The 19,991-nt window shown below is 35.0% G+C and carries 18 protein-coding genes; 12 read left to right on the top strand and 6 right to left on the bottom strand.

Going from position 1 to position 19,991, the window contains the following annotated elements; all coding sequences use genetic code 11:
- The first annotated feature begins 2 nt into the window (after positions 1-2).
- From sucD to hslU, 10 genes are all read left to right on the top strand, one after another.
- Positions 3-869 (top strand): succinate--CoA ligase subunit alpha, encoded by an 867-nt coding sequence (gene sucD, locus A9G08_RS02930; RefSeq protein ID WP_065562249.1) that lies wholly within the window; start codon positions 3-5, stop codon positions 867-869.
- Positions 870-970: 101 nt separating this feature from the next.
- Positions 971-2,542, top strand: coding sequence for a cytochrome ubiquinol oxidase subunit I (locus A9G08_RS02925; RefSeq protein WP_065562248.1), 1,572 nt, complete (start codon positions 971-973; stop codon positions 2,540-2,542).
- A gap of 19 nt (positions 2,543-2,561) precedes the next feature.
- Positions 2,562-3,698, top strand: coding sequence for a cytochrome d ubiquinol oxidase subunit II (cydB, locus tag A9G08_RS02920; protein ID WP_065562247.1), 1,137 nt, complete (start codon positions 2,562-2,564; stop codon positions 3,696-3,698).
- Between the two features lie 9 nt (positions 3,699-3,707).
- The gene (gene cydX, locus A9G08_RS02915) at positions 3,708-3,812 is read left to right on the top strand and encodes a cytochrome bd-I oxidase subunit CydX (protein WP_065562246.1); all 105 of its coding nucleotides are present in this window, start codon (positions 3,708-3,710) and stop codon (positions 3,810-3,812) included.
- A 166-nt stretch (positions 3,813-3,978) separates the two neighbouring features.
- Positions 3,979-4,374, top strand: a complete 396-nt coding sequence (gene ybgC / locus A9G08_RS02910) for a tol-pal system-associated acyl-CoA thioesterase (RefSeq protein ID WP_065562245.1) — start codon at positions 3,979-3,981, stop codon at positions 4,372-4,374.
- Positions 4,375-5,055 carry a protein TolQ gene (gene tolQ, locus A9G08_RS02905; protein WP_065562244.1) on the top strand — a complete coding sequence of 227 codons (681 nt, stop codon included), beginning with the start codon at positions 4,375-4,377 and terminating at the stop codon, positions 5,053-5,055.
- A gap of 2 nt (positions 5,056-5,057) precedes the next feature.
- Positions 5,058-5,477, top strand: coding sequence for a colicin uptake protein TolR (gene tolR / locus A9G08_RS02900; RefSeq protein WP_065562243.1), 420 nt, complete (start codon positions 5,058-5,060; stop codon positions 5,475-5,477).
- 26 nt (positions 5,478-5,503) lie between these two features.
- Positions 5,504-6,580 carry a cell envelope integrity protein TolA gene (gene tolA, locus A9G08_RS02895; RefSeq protein ID WP_218058381.1) on the top strand — a complete coding sequence of 359 codons (1,077 nt, stop codon included), beginning with the start codon at positions 5,504-5,506 and terminating at the stop codon, positions 6,578-6,580.
- Positions 6,581-6,745: 165 nt separating this feature from the next.
- Positions 6,746-7,273, top strand: coding sequence for an ATP-dependent protease subunit HslV (gene hslV / locus A9G08_RS02890; RefSeq protein WP_065562241.1), 528 nt, complete (start codon positions 6,746-6,748; stop codon positions 7,271-7,273).
- 28 nt (positions 7,274-7,301) lie between these two features.
- On the top strand, positions 7,302-8,630 hold the full coding sequence (gene hslU / locus A9G08_RS02885) for an HslU--HslV peptidase ATPase subunit (RefSeq protein WP_065562240.1): 1,329 nt from the start codon (positions 7,302-7,304) through the stop codon (positions 8,628-8,630).
- A gap of 81 nt (positions 8,631-8,711) precedes the next feature.
- On the opposite strand, the gene asmA is transcribed toward hslU, so the two are convergent.
- From asmA to mltA, 3 genes are all read right to left on the bottom strand, one after another.
- Entirely contained in the window at positions 8,712-10,580 is a 1,869-nt protein-coding gene (gene asmA / locus A9G08_RS02880) for an outer membrane assembly protein AsmA (RefSeq protein WP_065562239.1), read from the bottom strand.
- Between the two features lie 32 nt (positions 10,581-10,612).
- Positions 10,613-11,194, bottom strand: coding sequence for a dCTP deaminase (gene dcd / locus A9G08_RS02875; protein ID WP_065562238.1), 582 nt, complete (start codon positions 11,192-11,194; stop codon positions 10,613-10,615).
- Between the two features lie 69 nt (positions 11,195-11,263).
- The gene (mltA, locus tag A9G08_RS02870) at positions 11,264-12,337 is read right to left on the bottom strand and encodes a murein transglycosylase A (protein WP_065562237.1); all 1,074 of its coding nucleotides are present in this window, start codon (positions 12,335-12,337) and stop codon (positions 11,264-11,266) included.
- 198 nt (positions 12,338-12,535) lie between these two features.
- Here mltA and cycA point away from each other — a divergent pair, with 198 nt between their 5' ends.
- A complete protein-coding gene (gene cycA / locus A9G08_RS02865; protein WP_065562236.1) occupies positions 12,536-13,909 on the top strand; it encodes a D-serine/D-alanine/glycine transporter in 1,374 nt (457 codons plus the stop codon).
- 53 nt (positions 13,910-13,962) lie between these two features.
- On the opposite strand, the gene A9G08_RS02860 is transcribed toward cycA, so the two are convergent.
- Positions 13,963-14,979 (bottom strand): TerC/Alx family metal homeostasis membrane protein, encoded by a 1,017-nt coding sequence (locus A9G08_RS02860; protein WP_065562235.1) that lies wholly within the window; start codon positions 14,977-14,979, stop codon positions 13,963-13,965.
- Positions 14,980-15,151: 172 nt separating this feature from the next.
- Here A9G08_RS02860 and dacB point away from each other — a divergent pair, with 172 nt between their 5' ends.
- Positions 15,152-16,585, top strand: coding sequence for a serine-type D-Ala-D-Ala carboxypeptidase (dacB, locus tag A9G08_RS02855; RefSeq protein WP_065562234.1), 1,434 nt, complete (start codon positions 15,152-15,154; stop codon positions 16,583-16,585).
- Between the two features lie 65 nt (positions 16,586-16,650).
- Here the strand turns inward: dacB and A9G08_RS02850 are convergent, their stop codons facing one another.
- Together A9G08_RS02850 and A9G08_RS02845 are read right to left on the bottom strand one after the other, a co-directional pair.
- Positions 16,651-18,486: an ABC transporter ATP-binding protein gene (locus A9G08_RS02850; RefSeq protein ID WP_065562233.1), complete on the bottom strand. Its 1,836-nt coding sequence runs from the start codon at positions 18,484-18,486 to the stop codon at positions 16,651-16,653.
- A gap of 245 nt (positions 18,487-18,731) precedes the next feature.
- On the bottom strand, positions 18,732-19,421 hold the full coding sequence (locus A9G08_RS02845) for a LexA family transcriptional regulator (RefSeq protein ID WP_065562232.1): 690 nt from the start codon (positions 19,419-19,421) through the stop codon (positions 18,732-18,734).
- Between the last annotated feature and the right edge of the window lie 570 nt (positions 19,422-19,991).

Raw genomic sequence — 19,991 nt, 5'->3', positions numbered from 1 at the left:
CTATGTCAATTTTGATTAATAAAGATACAAAAGTTATTTGTCAGGGATTTACTGGCAGCCAAGGTACATTCCATTCTGAACAAGCACTGGCTTATGGTACTAAATTAGTTGGTGGTGTAACACCAGGCAAAGGTGGTACGACACATTTAGGTTTACCTGTTTTTAATACCGTTAAAGAAGCAGTTGAAGCAACCGGTGCAACTGCAACCGTTATTTATGTTCCTGCTGCTTTTGGTAAAGATTCAATTTTAGAAGCCATTGATGCAGGTATAAAATTAATCGTCTGTATTACAGAAGGCATTCCAACCTTGGATATGCTTATTGTTAAAGAAAAATTAACCCAAAATGATGTTGTTATGATTGGTCCAAATTGCCCAGGAATTATTGTTCCTGATGAGTGTAAAATTGGTATCATGCCTGGACATATTCATTTAGCTGGTAAAGTTGGGATTGTTTCGCGTTCAGGTACGCTAACTTATGAAGCAGTTAAACAAACAACCGATATTGGATTAGGCCAATCCGTTTGCGTCGGAATCGGTGGTGATCCCATTCCCGGCAGTGATTTTATTTCAATATTAAAATTACTCCAACAAGATCCTAAAACAGAAGCCATAGTTATGATTGGTGAAATTGGTGGTAGCGCAGAAGAAGAAGCCGCCAACTATATCAAACATAATGTGACTAAACCTGTGGTTGCTTATATAGCTGGTGTTTCGGCCCCAGCCGGCAAACGTATGGGACATGCAGGTGCAATCATTTCTGGCAATAAAGGTACCGCAGCAGAAAAAACTAAAGCACTGCAATCAGCAGGTGTTACTGTTGTAAGTAGCTTAGCTCAAATTGGTGAAGCAATAAAAAAACATTTTTAAGTTTTATTTTTTTGACATTAATCAATTTTTATTCATTAAATTTTGTTGTACAATAATAACGTTACAAAATTTGTGGGCATTTAAGGATAAGGGAGCGCTTTATGTTAGATATAGTAGAACTGTCACGCCTTCAGTTTGCACTCACTGCAATGTATCATTTTATTTTTGTACCATTAACGCTAGGTATGGCGTTTATGCTTGCAATTATGGAAACGGTATACGTTGTTAGTGGTAAGCAAGTCTGGAAAGATATGACTAAATTCTGGGGTAAACTATTTGGTATCAACTTCGCTGTTGGTGTTGCTACTGGTTTAACGATGGAATTTCAGTTTGGTACCAATTGGTCTTATTATTCGCATTATGTAGGTGATATTTTCGGTGCACCGCTTGCAATAGAAGGATTAATGGCATTTTTCTTAGAATCAACCATGGTTGGTTTATTCTTTTTTGGATGGGATAGATTAAGCCGTGGCAAGCATTTAATGGTTACTTGGTGCGTAGCTTTTGGTTCTAATCTTTCTGCGCTCTGGATTTTAGTTGCCAATGGTTGGATGCAGTTCCCTGTCGGTTCAGACTTTAATCCAATTAACTCAAGAATGGAAATGCAAAGTTTTTTTGAGTTAATTACCAATTCTGTTGCTCAATATAAATTCGTTCACACCGTAGCAGCGGGTTATTTAACTGGTGCTATTTTTGTCTTAAGTATTAGTTCATATTATTTACTCAAAAAACGTGATTTACCATTTGCTAAGCGCTCTTTTGCAGTAGCTGCAGTATTTGGTTTTATTATGTCAATTGTGGTCGCTATTATGGGTGATGAAGCCGGTCATGAAATGACAACTGTACAGCCGGTTAAATTAGCTGCAATTGAAGCTGAATGGGAAACTCAACCAGCACCTGCGTCGTTCAACGTTATTGCTTTCCCTTCACAAGAGAAAAAAGAGAACTTGTTTGCGGTTGAAATTCCTTATGCGATGGGAATTATGACAACTCGCTCATTAGATAAGCAAGTTGTTGGTTTAAAAGATATTTTAGCATCTAATGAGACTCGAATTCGTAATGGTATTTTAGCGTATTCAAATTTAGAAAAAATTCAAAAAGGTGATAAAGACCCTGCGGTATTAAAAGCCTTTGAAGATAATAAAGTTGATTTGGGCTATGGTTACCTAGTTAAACGTTTTACCGATAAAGATAACCTAACAATTCCAGAAGCGACTGAAGAACATATTAAAGCAGCGACTGAAGATTCAATCCCAGCTGTATGGCCTTTATTCTGGGCATTTAGAGGAATGGTTGGCTTCGGTTTATTAATGATTTTAGGTACTGGTCTTGCTTTATGGTCAACTTACAAAAATAAAATTGGTGAAAAACGTTGGTTATGCCGTTTACTTCTTTTATCACTCCCATTCCCTTGGTTAGCATGTGAATGTGGTTGGTTTGTTGCAGAATATGGTCGTCAACCTTGGGCAATTCAAGACATATTGCCAACTGGAGTTGCTAATTCATCATTAACTCCAGGTGAAGTATTATTCACTATGGTTCTTATTTGTGGGCTTTATACATTATTCTTAGTTGCTGAAATGTTCTTAATGTTCAAGTTTGCTCGATTAGGACCAAGCTCTTTAGGTACTGGCAGCTATCATTATGAAAAAACACAATCGATATCAGAATAAGGCATAGGGAGTATATACAATGATTGATTATGAAATTGTAAGAGTCACCTGGTGGGTGCTGATTAGCGTTGTGTTAATCGCCTTTGTTGTCACCGATGGATTTGATATGGGTGTTGGTATCTTACTACCATTTATTGGCAAAACTGATACTGAACGCCGTATTATGATAAATGCAATAGCACCGCACTGGGATGGTAACCAAGTTTGGTTAATTACTGGTGGTGCAGGTATTTTTGCTGCTTGGCCGATGGCTTATGCGGTATCTTTTTCCGGATTTTATATTGCGATGATTTTGGTGTTATGTGCACTGTTTTTTAGACCAATTGGGTTTGATTATCGTAGTAAATTAGAAAATTCTAAATGGCGTAATATGTGGGATATTGCAATCTTTTTAGGTAGCTTTGTTCCTGCTCTTGTTTTCGGTGTTGCATTCGGAAACTTGTTAGAAGGCGTTCCATTTAGATTTGATAATAGTTATCGCTCTTTTTATGATGGTTCATTTTTTGGTTTACTTAACCCATTTGCAATATTAGCAGGTGTTGTGAGTTTAATGTTAATCGTTGCTCATGGTGGTGCTTGGTTGCAAATGAAAACTTCTGGTGAACTTTATTTAAGAGCAAGAAAAGCAACTCAAATAGCTAGTTTAATTATGTTAATTGCATTTGTATTAGCTGGAGTTTGGGTTGCCTTCGGTATTCATGGTTATGAGGTAACTAGCGCTATAGATCCTAATGGTGTTTCAAACCCATTGAGCAAAACTGTTTCGACAGATGTTTCATGGTTAAAAAATTACATGAACTATCCAATATTATGGGTTGTACCAGCTTTAGGTGTTTTATTACCTTTATTTACTATTTTATTTTCTAGTTTAAATAAAAATGGATTAGTGTTTTTATCTTCTGCACTAACCATTGCTTGTGTATTACTGACATATGGTATTGCGACATTCCCATTCATCATTCCTTCAAGCATTATGCCAAATGCGAGTTTGACAATTTGGGACGCATCTTCTAGCCAATTAACACTTAATATCATGTTTGGTGTAGCACTAATCTTTGTACCACTCATTCTGTTCTATACCACATGGTGTTACATTAAGATGTTTGGCCGTTTAGATAAAAATCATATTGAAAATAATAAACATTCACTTTATTAAGGATTTATTATGTATTACTTTCTATGGTTAGCAGGATTAATTGCAGCTTGTATGCTTGCAGTTGTTACAGGACTTTGGCTTGAAAATAACGATAAAGAAACTAAAGAGTCATAAAATAGATAAAAAGGTGGCAAATTGCCACCTTTTTAGTTATAGGGCTGTATATTAGACAAATAATTAACAAATGATAATTGTTTTCATTTAACTATTTTTATATCATAGTGCAGCGAATTTTATAATCATATATAATGACGCAAATTTTTTGTTCAAATTATAAAATATGAAACAATTCAATTGGAATGCAAGAGTCTATTATGAAGACACAGATGCTGGCGGAGTAGTTTATCATGCTAGGTATCTAGCCTTCTTTGAACGAGCTAGAACGGAAATGCTAAGACATCTTGATATTAGTCAGCAAAAGTTATTACAGGAAGGTATTGCATTTGTTGTCAAAAAGATGGATATTAACTACGATTTTCCAGCCCGTTTAGATGACATGCTAACTATCAGCACTAAGGTTGAGCAAATTCGTAAGGCGTCTATTATTTTTAAACAGACAATTTTAAACCAGAATAAGCAAATTATCAGCAGCGCTGATGTCGTTATTGCTTGTGTCAATATGACTAAAATGAAGCCGTGTGCGCTTCCCAAGTTATTAGTTTTGGAGTTAATTTAAGTGGATAATCTCAATATTATTGATCTATTTTTACAAGCTGGACTTTTAGTACAAGGTGTTATGTTATTGTTATTAGCATTTTCGATAATGTCTTGGGCTATCATTTTCCAACGTAGCAAAATTTTAAGCAAAGCAAAAAAACAAGTCGAACAGTTTGACGATAGTTTTTGGTCTGCCGAAGACTTAAATGTGCTCTTTGATAAAGCAAAATTCAATAAAGAAGAGATCTGTGGCACAGAACATATTTTCTATTCGGGATTTAAAGAATTTTCTCGTTTATATCAAATTAATCCAAATATGCCAGAAGCTGCATTAGATGGCGCATCTCGTTCAATGCGTTTAGCAATGAATCGTGAATTAGATAACTTAGAATTGCATATCCCATTCTTAGGAACAGTCGGTTCAATCAGTCCATATATTGGTCTTTTTGGTACTGTGTGGGGTATTATGCATGCCTTTATTTCACTTGGCGCAGTTAAGCAAGCTACATTACAAATGGTTGCACCAGGTATTGCGGAAGCGTTAATTGCAACAGCTATTGGTTTGTTTGCGGCGATTCCAGCTGTATTAGCATATAATCGATTATCATTAAGTGTAAGTCGAATGGAACAAAACTATTTGAACTTCATTGATGAGTTTTCTACAATTTTACAACGTCAAGCAGTAGCTGTTAGGAAATAATTATGAGTAGACGTTCACGCTATTCAGCCAAATCAGAAATCAATATTGTACCGTTACTTGACGTATTGCTTGTATTAGTATTGATTTTTATGGCGACAGCCCCAATTATTAGTCAAAGTGTTGAAGTTGATCTGCCTGAAGCGACAGAGTCAAAAACTGTTTCACCTTCCGATAATAAACCAATTATTATTGAGGTTTCCGGAGTTGGTGTTTATGCAATAATTATTGATCAAAATCGACAATCGAATATACCTCAAGAGCAAATTGTTGCAGAAGTTAAACAGCAAATGTCATTAAATGATAAAGCAGTGTTTTTAGTCGGTGGAGCTAAACAAGTTCCTTATGAAGAAATTATAAAAGCTTTGAATTTGCTTCAATCTGCGGGTGTTAAATCTGTCGGTTTGATGACTCAACCAATTTAAATTAATAATTATAAAAAATGTCAGCAATGTCTAACAAGTTAAGATCAAAACTAAGTCTACCAGTTATCATATCCATTATTTTACATGGTATATTGATTATTGTTTTAGGATATCAATTTATTCCTGATGATAATGGAGAAAATTACGGTAGCATTAATGGTAATTCTATTGACGCAATCATGATTGATCCGTCAGTTATGACCGAACAATATCAAAGACAATTGCAGGCGCAAGTTAATCAGGAAAAAGCAAATCAACAGCGTCAAGAGCAATTAGACAAACAAGTTAAAGAATTAGCCGAAAAAGCCGAAGCCGAAAAGGCTGCTGCTGAGAAAGCCGCTGCTGAAAAAGCCGCTGCTGAAAAAGCTGCTGCTGAAAAAGCTGCTGCAGAAAAAGCCGCTGCAGAGAAAGCCGCTGCCGAAAAAGCTGCCGCTGAAAAAGCCGCTGCCGAAAAAGCTGCTGCTGAAAAGGCTGCTGCAGAGAAAGCCGCTGCTGAAAAAGCTGCTGCTGAAAAAGCTGCTGCAGAAAAAGCCGCTGCAGAGAAAGCCGCTGCCGAAAAAGCTGCTGCTGAGAAAGCTGCCGCTGAAAAAGCCGCTGCCGAAAAAGCTGCTGCAGAAAAGGCTGCTGCAGAGAAAGCCGCTGCTGAAAAAGCTGCTGCTGAGAAAGCCGCTGCCGAAAAAGCTGCTGCAGAAAAAGCTGCCGCCGAAAAGGCCGCAGCTGCAAAAAGGGCTGAGCAAGCAAAAAAGGATAAAGCGCTTAATGATCTCTTAGGCGGTCTTACATCAGGCTCTCCTGATGTTTCCGGTGGTGCAGCTAGTCGTAGAGGTGTTTCAGATGGCGAATTAAATAAATATAGATCGTTAGTACAAAATGCAATTAGCAATAAGTTTATTAATCCGCAAAATCTTTATCGAGGAAAAACTTGTACATTACAAATCCAGATAGCGCCTGATGGTTTATTGCTGAATGTAACCTCAAAAGGCGGTGATGCTGATTTATGTCGAGAGGCTTTAGCAGCTACTAAATTAGCGGTTATACCAAAACCTTCTAGTAAGTTATACAATGAAGTTAAAACAATGACTATTGATTTCCAACCCAAATAAGTAAGATCTGAACTGCTTAAATCTCAATACCATATTTAACTATTCCATCTATTAATAAATAAATATTTCGCATTTTAATAATCAGATGTTGAAAATTTACTAATCATCCCAATATATTCTCTATTCATTCCGAAATAAGTGTTTTAGTAAGAGAAGGAGCAGAATATGACAACAATTGTCAGTGTCCGTCGTGAAGGTCAAGTCGTTATTGGAGGCGATGGGCAAGTTACATTAGGTGAACGAATTATTATGAAGGGTAATGCTCGAAAAGTTCGCCGTTTATACAATAATAAAGTGATAGCAGGATTTGCTGGAGGTACAGCAGATGCTTTTACATTATTTGAATTATTTGAACGTAAATTAGAAATGCACCAAGGTCATTTAACTAAAGCAGCAGTTGAACTAGCCAAAGATTGGCGAACCGATAGGATGTTGCGTAAGCTAGAAGCATTACTTGCTGTAGCTGATGAAACCGCATCATTAATTATTACTGGTACAGGGGATGTTATTCAACCAGAAGATGATCTGATTGCGATAGGTTCTGGTGGGCCTTATGCACAAGCTGCTGCAAGAGCTTTATTAGATAATACTTCATTATCTGCGCATGATATTGTACAAAAATCGCTATCAATAGCTGGTGACATTTGTGTTTACACCAATAACTTCCAAACTATTGAAGAGCTTAATTACTAATTAAAACTGATTTAAGAGAAATATTATTATGTCTGAAATGACTCCTCGCGAAATTGTAAGCGAATTAAACCAACATATTATTGGACAAGATAAAGCAAAACGTTCTGTTGCTATTGCTTTACGTAATCGCTGGCGTCGTATGCAACTTGATGAAGCATTACGTCATGAAGTTACCCCAAAAAATATTCTTATGATAGGCCCAACCGGGGTGGGTAAAACAGAAATCGCAAGACGATTAGCTAAACTTGCACATGCTCCATTTATCAAAGTAGAGGCCACAAAATTTACGGAAGTTGGCTATGTAGGTAAAGAAGTTGACTCAATCATTCGTGATCTTACCGATTCTGCTGTTAAGATGATTCGTCAAGAAGCAATTGAACGCAATCGTAATAGAGCAGAAGAATTAGCTGAAGAACGTATTTTAGATGTGCTAGTACCGCCAGCAAAAGATGGTTGGGGACAAGTTGAAAACAATAATGATTCAACTGCTAGACAAGCATTTAGAAAAAAATTACGTGAAGGTGCTCTTGATGATAAGGAAATTGAGATTGAAATAGCTGGCGTTAATATTGGTGTTGAAATTATGGCACCGCCAGGTATGGAAGAGATGACCAACCAACTACAGTCAATGTTTCAAAATTTAGGTGGTCAAAAAACCAAAGCTCGTAAAATGAAGATCAAAGATGCCTTGAAACAGCTAATTGAAGAAGAAGCTGCTAAATTGGTTAATCCCGATGATCTTAAACACGAAGCCATCGAAGCTGTCGAGCAAAATGGTATTGTGTTTATCGATGAGATCGATAAGGTGTGTAAGCGTGGTAATTCATCTGGTCCTGATGTTTCACGTGAAGGTGTTCAGCGTGATTTACTACCACTTGTTGAAGGTTGTACTGTTTCAACTAAACATGGTTCAGTAAAAACTGATCATATTTTGTTTATCGCATCAGGTGCGTTCCAAACTGCGAGTCCTTCAGATTTGATTCCTGAGCTGCAAGGGCGTTTACCAATTCGCGTTGAATTACAAGCATTAACGAGTGAAGATTTTGAGCGTATTTTAACGGAACCTAATGCGTCGTTAACAGTGCAATATAAAGCATTAATGGCAACAGAAGGTGTTAATATTGATTTTACAACAGATGGGATTCGTAAAATTGCTGAATCTGCTTGGCAAGTTAATGAACAAAATGAGAATATCGGTGCTCGCCGTTTGCATACTGTGCTTGAACGTTTGATGGAAGAGGTTTCTTTCGAAGCCAGTGAATTGGGTGGTCAAACCATTACAATTGATGCTAAATATGTCAGCGATCATCTTGATAAACTTGTTGCTGATGAAGATTTAAGCAAATTCATTTTATAATCAAATAGATTAATTGAATAAAAAAAGGTGAGTTATTTAGCTCACCTTTTTTATATCTATTATCATTATTTCATCAAATATTTATTTCTTGATAAATTCACCTAAAATATCAACTGCTTTTTGTCTAGATTTATCTTTATCTCTGGAACCATTGTTTTCTAATTTATCACGTAGCTTATCTAAACGTTGTTGTAATTTATCACTAAGCACATCAGATACTATTTTGGCAATATCTAGTTGATAGTGTAAATTAGAAAATTGACCATATATACGTAGTGGTATAGTCACTTTTTGTAGTTTTGCAATAGTTTCACTTTTACTATTCCAACCACCTAATATTTTTATATTTAGATTAACATCTAAATCACGATTAACCATTCCCACTCTTCCTGAACTATCTATCACATTTAATGTTTCAGAGTTTGCATTGAGTGAATTAAGATCAATGTTACCTTGATTTATATAAGCATTGGTTGTGATTTTATGAAACTCAGTATATTTTTTATGATTTTCAGAACTTATATTACCATTGCTATATTTCGCAGCAGCGTTTTCGATGATGCTTTGGATGTTAATATTATTTAGTTTAGCGTTGGTAATGACGATATTAGCATTACCTTTAATGCTTTCTAATAATTTAGTTGTTGATAATGTATTGGTTTCTAATACTCCAGAAGCATTGAATATTCCATCAAGATCATAAGCCATATTCATTTGTGTAAAAAATGAGCTTAAATTGATATTGCTAACTTTAGTATTCAATTTAACTTGTGGGTTTCTTTGTTTACCATTAGCGGTGCCGTTGGCAGCAATTTGCCCATTTGCAAAATTGAAAGTTAGATTTTTTAAGTTTGCTATACCATCTTGATTGTCAACTTCAACATTCAAATTACCTAATGCAATTTTATCCGCTTTGACTTCTTTTATATTTATTTTTGCTTTTCCATCAAATGAATTAAGCATACTTAATTCATTATCATTTTTGGAAACATTCGATACAACTGGTGAAGTTTGTTGAACGTTAGTACTTTTCGTTGAATTTTCATTTTTTTGGATGAAAGGTGTTAAATCAAATTTATTTGAATTTAATTGGAAATCGATCACCGGTTTGTTATCAAAACGGACATTGATCTTACTTGTAAAATCATTATCGTTAATTGAAAAAACCAAATTTTGGCTATCCAATTGTATTGGTGCTTTTTGATAATTAAATAGACCAGTTACATTACCTTTTATCTCTTTTTCTGAATTGACTATACCGTTAAATGTGTAATCCAATTTTTTTAAATCAATAACTGCTTTTTCAGGGAATTGGGCTAAATCAATATTGGCATTTAATGAATAATTTAAGTCTTGCTGGTTTTTATCGATATTCCCATTGAGTTCAAGAGAAAGGTTTTTATCGTTATTTTTTTCTAATAACAGATTAATATTTCTGAAATTTATCAAATCATGATTATGCTGAAATGCAATTGTACTATCCGCTATTTCAAACTTATTTAAACTGAACTTCCAATCAGATGGATTTTTTTTATCTTCAGATGGTTGTTTTTCTGATGAAATAGCTTGAGTGCTATTTTTAGCATTTTCACCTTTGCTTTCATCCGTAATATTGATTGTTGCTGATTTAATAAATACATTTTTAATTGCTAAATTTTTTGAAAACAAAGGAAGAAGCTCAACATCAAGCCTCATGTTGTCAGCGGTTAAAAGAGGTTTTGTTGCACCGCTATCGGATAATTTAACCGAATCAGTTAAAATACTAACTTGAGGCCAGATATGCCAACGTAGATTGCCCTCTATAGTCAGTTTATACCCTGTTTTGTCTTTCACTGTTTGTGAGATGTAACCACGAAAATTATTAGGATCAACAAATATAATAAGGGAAGCGATACTGATAACAATGACCAAAATTAAGATAAATAGCGTAACCAATATTTTTTTTATCATATTAATGTCCTTTATTAAGGTTATGAACTGTATTAGTCTTTATCAATACGACTGGCGACAGCGCCATGTTGGTCTTTATACTTTGCATCTTGTCTGCGATTATATGGTCTAGAAGCTGGTCCACTAAGTGTTTCAAAACTTAATGCACCAATAGTCATACCAGGTCTAAGTGCTACTGGTATCTTTCCTGAGTTGTAAAATTCTAAAACAATTTGTCCATGCCAGCCTGGATCGATACGATGAGCAGTAACATGTACCATAAGTCCTAAGCGAGCTAATGATGAACGGCCATCTAACCAGCCAACCAAATCATCAGGAATCGTAACTGATTCGAGTGTCACTGCTAAAGCAAGTTCGCCAGGATGTAAATAAAATGCTTCACCTTCAGCTAATATCATCTCTTCGCTCATAACGCGATCTAGAACGGCTGCAACTTCTTCTTTAGGTCCACTTAAATCAATATAAGGTGTTGTATGCTCTCTGAAAGTACGAAATTGATTACCTAATCGAACATCTACTGTTGCTCCATTAATACAACTTGATGCAGGTTGTGGCGTGATTTTTAATTTACCACTATCTAAATATGCTTCAATATCACGGTCACATAATCTCATAAGTTATCCTTAAAGTCTGCTTTTTATCTTATTCTAGCAGGTTCTTTTGATGGCGTCGATGTTGGTTGGTTAAGGTTGTATCACCCAAGCTCGACCAAAATGATTGTAATACCCTGCTTGTTTACCTGCTTTGTTTCCAATACCTAGATAAAGATCAAAGTGATGGCCTTTAATTGCCCCGCCAACATCAAGCGCAACCATTAAACGAACTTCGCGTCTTCCACGGTATTGACCATCATTATCAAGCAGTGGTACATCAACTAATACAACTGAACCGGTTGGGACTAATGTTTTATCTGATGCCACTGCTGCATTGGCAACTAAGGGTACTGCTGCTGCACCTTTTACTTCGGCGTTATATTGCGGTTTAAAAAAAACAAATGATCGGTTTTGGATTAATAGCTCTTTGACTTTCTTTTCACTCTTACTTTTTGCCCAATCTCTTATGGATTGAATAGACATATCTTCTTTAGCGATCTCTCCTGATTCAACCAATAAGCGTCCTATACTTGAATAGCCATGGCCATTTTTCCCACCATAACAGAAGAAAACGAGTGGATTACCATCTTCAAAATCGATATAGGCACTTCCTTGGACTTCCATTATGAAATTGTCCATTAACGAATTACTATAAGCGATCTCCAGTCCTTTTCCAGTTAATGCGCCATTGTAGATCTGTTCTCGACTTGGTAATTGCCCTTTAGATTGGGTTGGCATTCTATAAATTGGATATTTAAATTCACCAGTTGGTTGGTATCTAGCCTTAATAACAGGAGTGTAATAACCGGTTAAATGTACATTCCCATATCCATCTTTACCAGCCATTTCATAACTTTTTAGACCTACTTTATGGAATTCTGCTGAGCCCAATGAGCGATTAATCCAGGCATCAACGGCTTTATAAATATGCTCATTTTTACGATACAAAGAGGGCGAGGTTGTTTTTATTTTTTCAATTTGAATTGTATAGTCAGAAATATTTACAGGCACAGCTAAATGCGGACGACTGGCATTTAAATCATGTGGTAGTTTACCGTCTTTAAATTGTTTACTTGATGAATTAGGATCACTCTGGCAGCCAGCAAGTAGTGACATGATAAATGCTAAACATAATAGATAAATGTGAAATTTGTTTTCTTTCATCTTGATAATTTATTGTAATAAGTTAAATGATATGGTTGGTTATGCTACACAATTCTATTATAAGAAACTACCAATAATTATGATATTGCTATAAAAATTTTTCATGTGATTGAGCTTGCGATTTAGCGCTGTAGACTTTATAGTCCTTTACTTCTTATAAAAAAACGAAAATTGTAAAAACGACAGGTAATCGATACGATGAACAGTACGTCTTCAAATAATGATCTTAAACGAAATCTCTCCAGTAGACATATTCAACTAATAGCAATAAGTGGTGCAATTGGTACGGGATTATTTATGGGTTCTGGGAAGACAATCAGCCTTGCCGGACCATCTATTATTTTTGTGTACATGATTATTGGGTTTGTTTTATTTTTTGTTATGCGGGCAATGGGAGAAATTTTATTATCCAACCTAAATTATAAATCATTTAGTGATTTTGCTAACGATTTATTAGGTCCTTGGGCTGGTTTTTTTACTGGTTGGACTTATTGGTTTTGTTGGGTAATTACTGGAATTGCAGATGTTGTTGCTATCGCAGGATATGCTCAACACTGGTTTCCAGAACTGCAAGCATGGATCCCAATGCTACTTACAGTTATTGTGCTTTTAACTTTGAATTTGTTAACTGTTAGGATGTTTGGTGAAACTGAGTTTTGGTTTTCTATGATCAAAATAGTGGCCATTTTAGCCTTGATAGCTATTGGACTTGTTTTAGTTTTCACGGCTTATCATTCAGAACAAACCAATACTGCGGCAGCGTTTTCTAATCTTTGGGAGTATGGTGGTTTCTTTCCCCATGGTACGATGGGATTTTTTGCTGGTTTCCAAATTGCAATTTTTGCCTTTGTTGGTATTGAGCTAGTTGGAACTACAGCGGCAGAAACACTAGATCCAAATAAAAATTTACCACGGGCAATTAATTCAGTGCCAGCACGAATTATCTTTTTCTATGTTTTTGCCTTGATTATTATCATGAGTGTAACACCTTGGCAGTTTATTTCACCCAATAAAAGCCCATTTGTTGAACTATTTACCTTGATTGGCTTACCTGCTGCGGCAAGTATTATCAATTTTGTGGTATTAACTTCGGCGGCTTCTTCAGCAAATAGTGGTATTTACTCAACCAGTCGAATGTTGTTTGGTCTTGCTAAAAAACAAGATGCACCAGAACCATTTGGTAAATTATCAAGACGTTCAGTCCCCGCTAATGGTTTGTTATTTTCATGTACCTGCTTGTTCGGTGGGGTAGTATTGATTTATTTAGTACCAAATGTGATGGAAGCATTTACTATTGTAACGACGATTTCTGCCATTTTATTTATGTTTATTTGGTCGTTAATATTGATTTCCTATATTGCTTATCGCCGTAAAAAAGCTAATTTGCATAAAGAATCACAATTTAAAATGCCTGGTGGAATTTTTATGTGTTATGTTTGTTTAGCGTTTTTTGCTTTTGTGATTGTGTTATTGACATTTGAAGCGGATACTCGCCAAGCTCTGATTGCAACCCCACTATGGTTTATTATTTTAGGAGTGAGTTACTTTATTCGTTCATCAACACGCCAATAGCTCTCATCTTTAATCGGCAGGTTTACTGCCGATTATCAATTCCCTTATTATTTTTATGATTTATTTGGCCAAATAAAACTTGCAACAATACCTAAAGATAAAATGCCTAATACTATATAAAGGCTGAGAGTAGGGCTTATGTTAATACCATAATTAAATAGATGGTCGCTAGCATTTAAAGCTAGTTTAGCTGCAATAAAAAATAGTAGGCAGACTACTGCTTTACCTAAATGAACAAGATATTGTTGCATTGCTTCTAAAACAAAATACATAGTTCGTAACCCTAAAATAGCGAAAATCATTGCACTATAAACAACGAGTGGTTCTTGGCTGACCGCGATTACTGCGGGAACAGAATCAAATGCAAACATAACATCACTCAACTCAATCACCACAACACATAAAAATAGTGGTGTTGCATATAAGGCACTTTTTGGCATTTTATGAATTAGGTCGCTATTTTCTGGCTTCGTTAACTCCGCGTTTAGTTGTTTTCGGGTTAATAAAAAGTGATGACCAACTATCTTAGGGTAAGAGGGAAAAATACGTTTAGCAATACGATAAGCAAAATGTTCTGAATAATCTTTTATTTTTTCATCTTGACCTTGGTTTTTCAGCATCATAAATCCAGTTAATGCAACCACTACTGAAAAGAACAATTCCATCCAAGGACCTAACGATAATAAACCTGTACCTATTACAACAAAAATAGCTCGGAAAATAATCGCCCCAATTACGCCCCAATAAAGTAATCGATGTCGATAATTGTTAGGGATCGCAAACCATGAAAACAGCGCCATAATAACGAATAAATTGTCTACCGAAAGCGCTTTTTCAAGCACATAACCTGTGATAAATAAACTTGCTATCTCACTTCCATGGTGAAGATAAAGATAAAGTGCAAAACCTAATGCAACAGCAACCCAGAATAAAGACCATAATATTGCGCTGGTTAGGCTAATGGGTTTATCGTTATGGTGAGCATATAAATCAATTATAATCGCAGTTAAAGCCAAAATGACGAACATCAGTACAGTTTCGATTGGAAAACCTAATGAATGATGAATCATAGCCTTGTTACCTATATTAAATTATCTCTTGGATTAAATTCAAAAATGTAAAATATAATGGTATTTAGAACATTATTTTTAAAGAGACTGAGTATATATTGATAGGCTTATCAAAAAAAGATATATTTGTTTTCACACTAATATATTTAATAAATTTTTTGAGCACACATTCATGACAAATATAAGGGTATCTTTTCTATTTATCGTTGCTTTTTATTCAAGCTTATTGCAAGCACAATCGGTTGAACCATATATTTCATCATTACCCAAAGGGAGTGATTTATCAATTTTAGTGCAAACTGTTGATGGCAATCCTAAAACATTAGCCAAATACAAAAGTGATCAATTTAAACAGCCAGCTAGTACGCAAAAAGTAATAACTGCACTAGCTGCACAGCTTGAACTGGGTAATGATTTTCGGTTTGTTACTGGAATGTACGCGAATGGTTCAGTTAGTAATAAACAACTCAATGGTGATCTGATTATCAAATTGAGCGGCGATCCCACTTTTAGTCGAGAAAGATTAAAAAATATGATTAGCGCCCTTCGTCAAAAGGGTGTAGAAAAAATTTCAGGTAATGTTATTTTAGACACTTCAATTTTTGCTAGTCATGATAAAGCAGAAGGGTGGTCATGGAATAATTTAACCGCTTGTTACAATGCTCCTGCATCAGCTGCAACAATTGATGATAACTGCTTTTATGCAACAATAACCCCGGGTAAAGTAGGTGGTAAAGCATCTGTTTCTGTTTCATCTAGTATTCCAGTTATGGTTTCAGGTGATGTCAGAACGATTTCCGCTAGTAGTAAAGACGCACATGATAAATATTGTGAGCTTGATGTTAATGCTGATAAAAATCGCTACTATTTATCTGGATGCATCGCTTCTAATGCGGATAAAACACCATTAAAATTTGCAGTAATGGATCCAACTGAATATTTTTCGACTGTTTTAAAAAATGAATTAAAACAACAAAAAATAACTTATGGTGGACGTGTTTTTGAAAGAAAACAAAAATCCACTGGTTCCTTAACGTTATTAACATCAAGTCAATCAGCACCGCTTTCTGAGTTAATAACGGTTATGCTCAAAAAATCAAATAATTTGTATGCTGACACCATTTTTAGAACACTTGGCGCACGCTATTATAATACTGCAGGAACATGGCGTAATGGTGGTGATGCGGTTAAACAAATCCTTCGCAAAAAAGCAGGTATTGACTTAGAAAACTTAGTGATTGCCGATGGCTCGGGTTTATCTCGTCTTAATCTAGTTAGCGCCAACAAACTAATGGAAGTGTTGCAGTATATTTCAGCACATAACAATCAACTCGCTTTTATTGAAAAATTACCAATTGCGGGTGTTGATGGAACGTTGCAAAACCGTAAAAGCTTCAGTCAAGCACCATTTAAAGATGTAGTTATTGCTAAAACAGGCTATATTCAAGGTAGTTATAATTTAGCCGGATTTATTCAAAAATCAGACGGACGTTATGTCGCTTTTGTTCAATTATTATCAGGGTATCGGGCTGATAGTAAAGGGGAACCTAAAAACGGGGCAGTTATGAAGTTCGAATCTGAGTTTTATAAAAATTTCATTAATTAGATTTGACTAATTTGAGAATTAAGATTTTGGGGCGATGTTATTTACTCATCGCCCTAAATTTTAAGTTAAAAATTTTCAGCTAAAAAACCACCACTTTGATGCTTCCAAAGTTGAGCATAAAGTCCATCTTTACTAAGCAACTCTTGATGTGTTCCTTGTTCGATGATTTTTCCTTGATCTAAAACGATTAATCGATCCATCGCCGCGATTGTAGATAATCGATGGGCAATAGCAATAACCGTTTTACCTTCCATTAACGTATATAAGCTTTCTTGAATAGCTTGTTCAATTTCAGAATCAAGCGCACTAGTTGCCTCATCTAACAATAGAATTGGTGCATTTTTTAAAATAACTCGAGCAATAGCGATACGTTGGCGTTGTCCTCCGGACAATTTAACCCCACGTTCACCAACAAAAGCATCATATCCAGTTCTTCCATTAGCATCTACTAAGGTTTCAATAAAACTATCGGCATGAGCTTTTTTAGCTGCGATTATCATCTCTTGTTCAGTGGCATGGTTATTACCGTATAATAAGTTATCTCTCACTGAGCGGTGTAATAGTGAAGTATCTTGGGTAACCATACCAATTTGAGCGCGTAAGCTTTCTTGATTGACTTTGGTGATGTCTTGATTATCAATAAAAATATGACCATTTTGTAAATCATAAAATCGCAACAATAAATTGATTAAAGTGGATTTACCCGCCCCTGATCTGCCAACTAAACCGATCTTTTCACCTGGTTTAATGGTTAAATTTAAGTTGTCGATAATGGCATTGTTTAATTTTGCATCGTAACTAAAATTAATATTTTTAAATTCGATTTTACCATCAGTCACCTTAAGAGTTGGCGCATCAGGTTCATCGACAACGGTTTTAGCAACAGAAAACGTATTCATACCATCTTTAACCACGCCGATATTTTCAAATAATGCTGCCATTTCCCACATAATCCAATGTGAAAAGCCGTTCAATCTAAGTGCGACAGCGGTTGTAGTGGCGATAGCTCCAACAGCAATTAAATCATTAGTCCATAGCCATAATGATAAGCCAGTAGTACCAAGAACGAGGAAAATAGACAATAAATGATTAACAATTTCAAAACTACTAACTAAACGCATTTGTTTATTAACGGTAACTAAAAATTCGTCCATCGACTCTTGTGCATATTTTGCTTCATTGCCAGCATGAGAAAACAGTTTAACTGTCATAATATTCGTGTAAGCATCAGTCACTCGGCCTGTCATGGTAGAACGTGCATCTGCTTGCATACTTGCCACTTTACTTAGTCGTGGAATAAAGTAATACATCGCAATGCCATAAACAAAACACCAAACCATAAACGGTACTAATAACCAAAGATCTAACTGACCTATGATTGTTGCCATAGTAATAAACGAAATCAAAACATAGATAAAGATATCAGCAACCAAAAAGCAGGTATCCCTAACCGCAAGTGCGGTTTGCATCACTTTTGCTGATATACGGCCGGCAAATTCATCTTGGAAAAAGCGCATACTTTGATTTAGCACTAATCGATGTAGATTCCAACGCAGTCGCATTGGAAAGTTTCCCGCCAAACATTGATGTTTAATGATGGTTTGTAAGGCAATAATGATCGTGCTAGCTAATATAATGATCGTAAATACAATTAAGGTTGATTTTTCCTGCTGCCAAAATTGACTTGGTGAAACAGCTGCCAGCCAGTCAACAACTTTACCGAGTGCAGCATATAAAAAGGCTTCAAAAGCGCCAGCTAATGAACTCAGTATGATTAATAATAGAAGGAAAGAACGTGTGCCTTTCGTCGATTGCCAAATAAAACTAAAAAAACTTTTAGCCATCGGCTGTGGTTCATCTTGTGGATAAGGTGATACCAATTTTTCAAAAAATCGATACATATTAGACCTATTAGTTAAAAGGTTATTCATTGATAGCTTTACCAATGATCTAAAAAAGTGAGGGTTTTATTACCAAATGCTGAGTGCTATAAGCTAAGTATGATATTTTTAAATTAAAAGAGACATCACTCCAATACCTATTAAACTAACATTAATAAAAATTAAAAAAAGTTGAGGAAAGGGGTTTTTGAGCTTTCCTCATGGCAAATTATATAGTGAAAAGTACTAGATTACTAATAATTGTCTTAAAAAACATCTTTAATAATTTGTACAACGCGCCCGACAATATTATATTTTTCGAAATGAGCTTTAGGAACCTCAATCGTTGGGTATTGATGATTATTACAAATCAAAATCCAATTTCCGAGTGATAGGCGAATTTTTCTTAGTAGAGTGAAATTCTCGTATTCAATTAAATAAATTGCGCCATCGATTATTTCGTTTATTTCTGTATTAATAATTAATCCATTATTATTTTCGATTTCAGGTGCCATTAAATCACCTTTCGCCCAATAGATTATAAGTTTTTTGATATCTAAACCACGATGAGAAGCCCAACCTTCAACAATAGGATAATTCATTACTGGTGGCGTTTCACGTACGTAACGTTGATTTTGCGCCTCTTCTTTAGTTGGTAATTGTTTTTTATAAACCGGGATACGATAGATATTTTCATTATAAACTTCGTTATTATCATCGTCTTTAGGATCCAACACTTCCAATTTATAACCGGTAGCTAACCAGTTGAATGAAACATTACATTTTTCAGCAATTACTTCTAAACGAGTTAGTGAAGGGTAGGTTTTTCCAGACAAATAATCTCGTATTACCGTTTCTGACATATCACATTTTTTTGCAAAGGATGAAACAGATAATCCTTGCATTGACGAATGTAGCCTATCTTTAAAAGTTTTTACATTTTTATTTTTAATCATACTTATTTCGTTTTTATTTTTTCATCCGTTTGATAATTATATTGTATTTTTTATGAGTTTTACATATGAATTTGAATCAATCTTCTTAATTTTATTAAGTTTTAATGCGATTTTTTGTTTAAACGCGTTTTATATTATGGAAAAATATTCTTTTCTCGCATAAAAATAAAAAAACAGCGAGTGTTATAATAAGAAGTATGGCTTTTTTTTCCGTTTTATTGCCTTTGTTTTTCCGTTGAAATTTCAAGTAGTTTTATAGATATTAAGTTTTTTTTAATGCGTAATTGATATTTATCAAATATATATTATTCTTATTTATATGTTGGGTGTTATTTTAATCTATTGATTTATAATGGTTAAAGTCATTTTTTAGCTAAAATTGCTACATTTGCTGAAAGGCAAATAAAAACGTTGACTAAAAAGAAAAAAAGTGGATAATAAGCAGCGTAAGGATTTTTCATTGTTTTCTTTCCTTATATTCCTTATATTTCATGTTGGCCCGTATATTTTATGCGGGTCTTTTTTTTTATCTAATTAACTTGTCATGAAATCCCATCATAAAAAGAGTAT

This window comes from Gilliamella sp. wkB195 (genome assembly GCF_001690445.1).
GTDB classification, from domain to species: domain Bacteria; phylum Pseudomonadota; class Gammaproteobacteria; order Enterobacterales; family Orbaceae; genus Gilliamella; species Gilliamella apicola_E.
Note: the sequence above shows the minus strand (reverse complement) of the source record. Positions and strands in the feature narration are given on the sequence as shown.